The sequence below is a fragment of the Bacillus sp. AP50 genome, assembly GCF_040492675.1.
GTDB lineage: Bacteria > Bacillota > Bacilli > Bacillales > Bacillaceae_G > Bacillus_A > Bacillus_A cereus.
In genome coordinates, this window is sequence record NZ_JBEUTW010000242.1 from 1 (window position 1) to 6,837 (window position 6,837).

The window sequence follows — 6,837 nt, forward strand, 5'->3', positions numbered from 1 at the left end:
GTATCGAAATGAGAGATAAATAAAATCCTTACATCCTATTAGAAGTAAAAAACAACGATATTAACGTATCTGAAAGATTTCTCCTTCTTATCCAGTTTACAAAGAGAGCGGTCGTACAAGTTATATGAATTAAGTTATAAAAACAATGGTAAAGGAGTGTACGGAATGAAAACTAAAATAATGACAGGATTTTTAATAACATCCATTGTAACTGGAGCAACTATTCCTATCAATACTCTCGCAACACCAATCGTTCAAGCAGAAACTCAACAAGAAAACATGGATATTTCTTCATCATTACGAAAATTAGGTGCGCATTCTAAATTAGTCCAAACGTATATTGATCAATCTTTAATGAGTCCTAATGTACATCTAGAGGAAGTCCCAGCTTTAAATACCAATCAATTCCTAATCAAACAAGATATGAAGGAATGGTCATCGGAACTCTATCCACAGTTAATTCTATTAAATTCAAAAAGTAAAGGATTTGTAACAAAATTTAATAGTTATTACCCGACATTAAAATCGTTTGTAGACAATAAAGAAGATAGAGAAGGGTTTTCGGATAGACTTGAAGTACTTCAAGAAATGGCTATGACGAATCAAGAAAATGCGCAACGACAAATCAATGAATTAACAGATCTTAAATTACAGCTTGATAAAAAATTAAAAGATTTTGATACTGATGTGGCAACTGCGCAAGGCATACTAAGTACAGATGGAACAGGAAAAATAGATCAGTTAAAAAATGAAATATTAAATACCAAAAAAGCAATTCAAAATGATTTACAACAAATTGCATTAATACCAGGAGCTTTAAATGAGCAGGGATTTGCTATATTCAAAGAAGTTTATAGTCTTTCAAAAGAAATTATTGAACCGGCTGCTCAAGCAGGGGTGGCAGCGTATAACAAAGGAAAAGAAATTAACAACTCTATTCTAGAAGCGGAGAAAAAAGCGGCGCAAGAAGCGACAGAACAAGGTAAAACTGCTCTAGAGATTGAATCAGCAAAAAAAGCAGCTCGTGAAGCAATTGAGAAAAGCAAACAAGGTGAAATAGCAGCCGCAGCCGCAGCAAAAACACAAGAGTATGACCTGATGAAAGCCATTGATACCGAAAAGATTAAGAAAACATTTGGCGTTTTTGCTGAAGTAAATAAATTAACAGCAGAACAGCGAGCATATTTAGATGATTTAGAGAAACAAAATCAAAAAATATATGATTTAACAACGAAATTATCAATAGCTGATTTACAAAAATCAATGCTTCTTCTTACACAAAATGATTTGCATACGTTTGCAAATCAAGTAGATGTAGAACTTGATCTACTAAAGCGCTATAAAGAAGATTTAAATCTAATAAAAAATAGCATTACAAAATTATCTACTAATGTTGATACAACTAACGAGCAGTCACAAAAAGATACATTAAGACAATTAAAAAATGTAATAAGTTACCTTGAAGAACAAGTATATAAATTTTAATATTGCGTTTTTTGGGAATTCATAAAGATTATAAGCATTTAGCGAAAGAAGGAGAATAGTCATGAAAAAATTTCCATTCAAAGTACTAACTTTAGCTACATTAGCAACTGTTATAACTGCTACTACCGGTAACACTATTCATGCATTTGCACAAGAAACGACCGCTCAAGAACAAAAAGTAGGCAATTATGCATTAGGCCCCGAAGGACTGAAGAAAGCATTGGCTGAAACAGGTTCTCATATTCTAGTAATGGATTTATACGCAAAAACAATGATTAAGCAACCAAATGTAAATTTATCTAATATCGATTTAGGGTCAGAGGGGGGAGAGTTGCTCAAAAATATTCACCTTAATCAAGAGCTGTCACGAATCAATGCGAATTACTGGTTAGATACAGCGAAGCCACAGATTCAAAAAACTGCTCGTAATATTGTAAATTACGATGAACAATTTCAAAATTATTACGAAACATTAGTAGAAACTGTACAAAAGAAAGATAAGGCAGGTTTAAAAGAGGGTATAAATGATTTAATTACTACAATCAATACAAATTCAAAAGAAGTTACAGATGTGATTAAGATGCTACAAGACTTCAAAGGGAAACTATATCAAAATTCTATAGATTTTAAAAATAATGTTGGTGGTCCAGATGGGAAAGGTGGATTAACTGCAATATTAGCAGGTCAACAGGCAACGATTCCACAACTTCAAGCTGAAATTGAGCAACTTCGTTCTACTCAGAAAAAACATTTTGATGATGTATTAGCATGGTCAATTGGTGGTGGATTGGGAGCAGCTATTTTAGTTATTGCAGCTATTGGAGGAGCGGTAGTTATTGTTGTAACTGGCGGTACAGCAACACCGGCTGTTGTTGGTGGACTCTCGGCTCTTGGTGCAGCTGGTATCGGTCTAGGAACAGCGGCTGGTGTCACAGCATCTAAGCATATGGACTCCTATAATGAAATTTCTAACAAAATCGGAGAATTAAGTATGAAAGCAGATCGTGCTAATCAAGCAGTTCTTTCGCTTACTAACGCGAAAGAAACATTGGCATATTTATACCAGACTGTAGATCAAGCGATATTGTCTCTAACAAATATTCAAAAGCAATGGAATACAATGGGTGCAAATTATACAGATTTATTGGATAATATCGATTCTATGCAAGACCACAAATTCTCTTTAATACCAGATGATTTAAAAGCCGCTAAAGAAAGTTGGAATGATATTCATAAAGATGCAGAATTCATTTCAAAAGATATTGCTTTTAAACAGGAGTAGAACTGAAATTTAAAACCTAAATTGGAGGAAAATGAAATGATAAAAAAAATCCCTTACAAATTACTCGCTGTATCGACGTTATTAACTATTACAACTGCTAATGTAGTTTCACCAGTAACAACTTTTGCAAGTGAAATTGAACAAACGAACAATGAAGATACAGCACTTTCTGCAAATGAAGCGAGAATGAAAGAGACCTTGCAAAAGGCTGGATTATTTGCAAAATCTATGAATGCCTATTCTTATATGTTAATTAAGAATCCTGATGTGAATTTTGAGGGAATTACCATTAATGGGTATGTAGATTTACCTGGTAGAATCGTACAAGATCAAAAGAATGCAAGGGCACATGCCGTTACTTGGGATACGAAAGTAAAAAAACAGCTTTTAGATACATTGAATGGTATTGTTGAATACGATACAACATTTGATAATTATTATGAAACAATGATAGAGGCGATTAATACAGGGGATGGAGAAACTTTAAAAGAAGGGATTACAGATTTACGAGGTGAAATTCAACAAAATCAAAAGTATGCACAACAACTAATAGAAGAATTAACTAAATTAAGAGACTCTATTGGACACGATGTTAGAGCATTTGGAAGTAATAAAGAGCTCTTGCAGTCAATTTTAAAAAATCAAGGTGCAGATGTTGATGCCGATCAAAAGCGTCTAGAAGAAGTATTAGGATCAGTAAACTATTATAAACAATTAGAATCTGATGGGTTTAATGTAATGAAGGGTGCTATTTTGGGTCTACCAATAATTGGCGGTATCATAGTGGGAGTAGCAAGGGATAATTTAGGTAAGTTAGAGCCTTTATTAGCAGAATTACGTCAGACCGTGGATTATAAAGTAACCTTAAATCGTGTAGTTGGAGTTGCTTACAGTAATATTAATGAAATGCACAAGGCGCTTGATGATGCTATTAACGCTCTTACTTATATGTCCACGCAGTGGCATGATTTAGATTCTCAATATTCGGGCGTTCTAGGGCATATTGAGAATGCAGCTCAAAAAGCCGATCAAAATAAATTTAAATTCTTAAAACCTAATTTAAATGCAGCGAAAGACAGTTGGAAAACATTACGAACAGATGCTGTTACATTAAAAGAAGGAATAAAGGAATTAAAAGTGGAAACTGTTACTCCACAAAAATAGGGAAATATTAATTCTGTTGTAAAGTGAACTAAAACATAGAAAGTCTATGATTACACTGTTAAACAGAAAAGTAATAATTAATAAATCCTTATATAACAGAAAGGCGGAGTCTCATTAAAGACTTCGCCTTTCAATTATATATAAGTATGATTCGAATAAAAAATAACCTTGTAGTTTAATTGCTTTTTTAAAATTTGCAACAGAATCGGTTAATTTGAAGCAGATTATATACATTTTCTTTAATACTTAATGATTTGAAGGCTGCTAAAGAAAGTTCAAACGATACTGATAAAAGATGTAGAACTCATTTTGAAAGACATCGCTTTTTAATAAGATTAGAACTTGAAACCATACCTTATATAGGAGGAATACGAAATGATGAAAAAAATCCCTCATAAACTACTCGCTGTATCAGCATTTTTAACTATAACAACTACTTATGCAGTCATACCACTAGAAACTTTTGCAATTGAAATTGAACAAACGAACACTGAAAATATGTCTCTTTCAGCAAATGAAGAACAGATGAAAAAAGCTTTGCAAGATGCTGGTTTATTTGCAAAAGCTATGAATGAATATTCTTATTTGCTAATTAATAATCCAGATGTGAGTTTTGAAGGAATAACTATTAATGGAAATGCAGATTTACCTAGTAAAATTGTACAAGATCAAAAGAATGCAAGAGCACATGCTGTTACATGGAATACACAAGTAAAAAAACAGCTTTTTGATACATTGACAGGCATTATAGAATACGATACAAAATTTGAAAATTATTATGAAACATTAGTAGAGGCGATCAATACTGGAAATGGAGATACTTTAAAAAAAGGGATTATAGATTTACAGGGAGGAATTCAACAAAATCAAAAGTCTGCAAAAGCATTAATAGAAGAATTAATTCAATTAAAAAATGCTATTGGAGAAGATGTTAGAACATTTGGAAGTCATAAAGAGACATTGCAATCGATTTTAAAAAACCAAGGTGCTGATGTGGAGGCTGACCAAAAGCGTCTAGAGGACCTTTTAGGACAAGTAAAATATCAGAAAGACATAGAATCTAAGGGCTTAGACATGGTGAAAATCCCCTTTATTCCAACCTTGATTGCTGGTGGCATAATGATAGGTGATGCAAGAGGTAAGTTAGGTTGGCTAGAACCTGAATTAGAAAAATTGCGTCAGACTGTAGATTATAAAATAACATTGAATCGTGTAGTTGGAGTTGCATTTCATAATATTAGTGATATGCATAGTATGCTTGATAGTGCTATCACTGCTCTTACTTATATGTCTACGCAATGGGAGGATTTAGATTCTCAATATTCGGGTGTACTGGGACATATTGATAAAGCTGATCAAAAAGCTGATCAAAATAAATATAAATTCTTAACCCCTAGCTTGAATGCAGCGAAAAACAGTTGGAAAACATTAAAAACAGATGTTGTCACTTTGCAAGAAGGGATAAAAATTGCAGAGAAAAAAGAACAGGATTTTTTGAATCAGCTTCGTCCATCAAACGTTTTCTACTTTTATAAAAAAATTCATAACGCATACACTTTTGAAATAAAGACTGGAACAAATGCGCCAAATGCGTCTTATAAAGTTATGAATTTAACTAAAAACACTGTTCATAATATGTGGAGTGGAGGGGCTAATACTAACATGTGGGCTGATTGGCTTTCATTCAATCCAAATGATGAATTTGCGGTAGTAGCAGTAGTGGATGGTAAAGAATATGTTGTGTATAAAGACAAAGTACAAAATATAATGAACTGAATCTGAAAGTAACGAAGTAATTGGAGCTGGACAATAAACTAGACAACAAGTTAATTGAAAAATCTCCTTATATCCTAGAATATTTTGCTCAAGAAAAAGAATTTGTTCAGCGAAAAAGTAAATATTGAACCAAGGGGTTAGTTGTCTTATGTGTATGGTTTTACCGAAAGGTTTCAAGTACATTACTCATACAATTATGTAGTTATCCTGAAGCATCTACAGGTGTTCTTATCGACCTTGAAGAACTACTTAGCTTCCTAAGTTGAGTGATTTTATGCAAAATTAAGTGAACGTTTTTGTACATAGATTAGTTGACATTTATATAGTTTTTTTCCATTTTTAAAGATAGTTTTGTTTTTTATGTTATTTTTCAAAAATTACTGCTGAAATTTCTATATTCATCACTCAGCATATAATCATTGTTTGATGAAATGACATACCACGTCCCTTAGAGTTTCAGACATATTACGATAAATTAAAGAAAAAAGATAATAGTAGTCAACGGTTACTATTATCTTTTTTGAACTATTTTTCATTAAAATATCTCATCTGCTGTGCTCCGTATTTACTTTTCTAGATTTTATCCTAGTTTAAAATTTATGCATTTGAACTGTTTATACAATTTGTAGGATTTTTAGTTTTTTTGTCGAATACACTTAATGCAAGGAGGGACATTACATGATTATTAAAGATTATTTCATCAACCTTTCTATTTTTTCTTTATTAGTTAGCGCAGCAATATTTATTCAAGTGTTTACAATTAATTCTAGTCGATATTTTGAAAAGCTCTATGGAGGGATTATTGCAGTTACGTTAATGTTCTTTTCTTTTCCATACATGGGATTTTCCTACGATCTTCGAGTTGTTCCTCTTATTCTATCTTTTATTTACTTTGGTCGTATTGCTGGTTGGATTACGTTAATTAGCATAATTGTAATGCGTATCTTTTACACAGGAGGGTACTGGGAACCTCCTGTGATTGCTTATTTAGGTATGGGGATTCTATTTTCTACCTTTAAAACTTATTTTAAAAAACTACATCCTTTTAAAAGTGCATCGTTATATTTTTCTGTTTTTATTGGAATAAAGTGGTTAGTTGGCGTATTATTTAATACTACATTACTTTACAC

At 32.3% G+C, this 6,837-nt stretch carries 5 protein-coding genes; all 5 read left to right on the forward strand.

Annotated elements, in window-relative coordinates; genetic code table 11:
• Positions 1-165 precede the first annotated feature (165 nt).
• Positions 166-1,485 (forward strand): hemolytic enterotoxin HBL lytic component L2, encoded by a 1,320-nt coding sequence (gene hblC / locus ABWK52_RS18035; protein WP_098559686.1) that lies wholly within the window; start codon positions 166-168, stop codon positions 1,483-1,485.
• 61 nt (positions 1,486-1,546) lie between these two features.
• Positions 1,547-2,767 carry a hemolytic enterotoxin HBL lytic component L1 gene (gene hblD / locus ABWK52_RS18040; RefSeq protein ID WP_061655837.1) on the forward strand — a complete coding sequence of 407 codons (1,221 nt, stop codon included), beginning with the start codon at positions 1,547-1,549 and terminating at the stop codon, positions 2,765-2,767.
• Positions 2,768-2,803: 36 nt separating this feature from the next.
• Positions 2,804-3,931 (forward strand): hemolysin BL binding component B, encoded by a 1,128-nt coding sequence (gene hblA / locus ABWK52_RS18045; protein WP_061655838.1) that lies wholly within the window; start codon positions 2,804-2,806, stop codon positions 3,929-3,931.
• Positions 3,932-4,306: 375 nt separating this feature from the next.
• Positions 4,307-5,707 carry a hemolysin BL regulatory component HblB gene (gene hblB / locus ABWK52_RS18050; protein ID WP_061139116.1) on the forward strand — a complete coding sequence of 467 codons (1,401 nt, stop codon included), beginning with the start codon at positions 4,307-4,309 and terminating at the stop codon, positions 5,705-5,707.
• Positions 5,708-6,385: 678 nt separating this feature from the next.
• Positions 6,386-6,837 (forward strand): LytS/YhcK type 5TM receptor domain-containing protein (locus ABWK52_RS18060; protein WP_353772054.1); only part of this gene is annotated, 452 nt, incomplete at its 3' end.

Coding starts and splice junctions, on each gene's coding strand:
- hblC (WP_098559686.1), top strand. CDS start 166: ATGAAAACTAAAATAATGACAGGATTTTTAATAACATCCATTGTAACT.
- hblD (WP_061655837.1), top strand. CDS start 1,547: ATGAAAAAATTTCCATTCAAAGTACTAACTTTAGCTACATTAGCAACT.
- hblA (WP_061655838.1), top strand. CDS start 2,804: ATGATAAAAAAAATCCCTTACAAATTACTCGCTGTATCGACGTTATTA.
- hblB (WP_061139116.1), top strand. CDS start 4,307: ATGATGAAAAAAATCCCTCATAAACTACTCGCTGTATCAGCATTTTTA.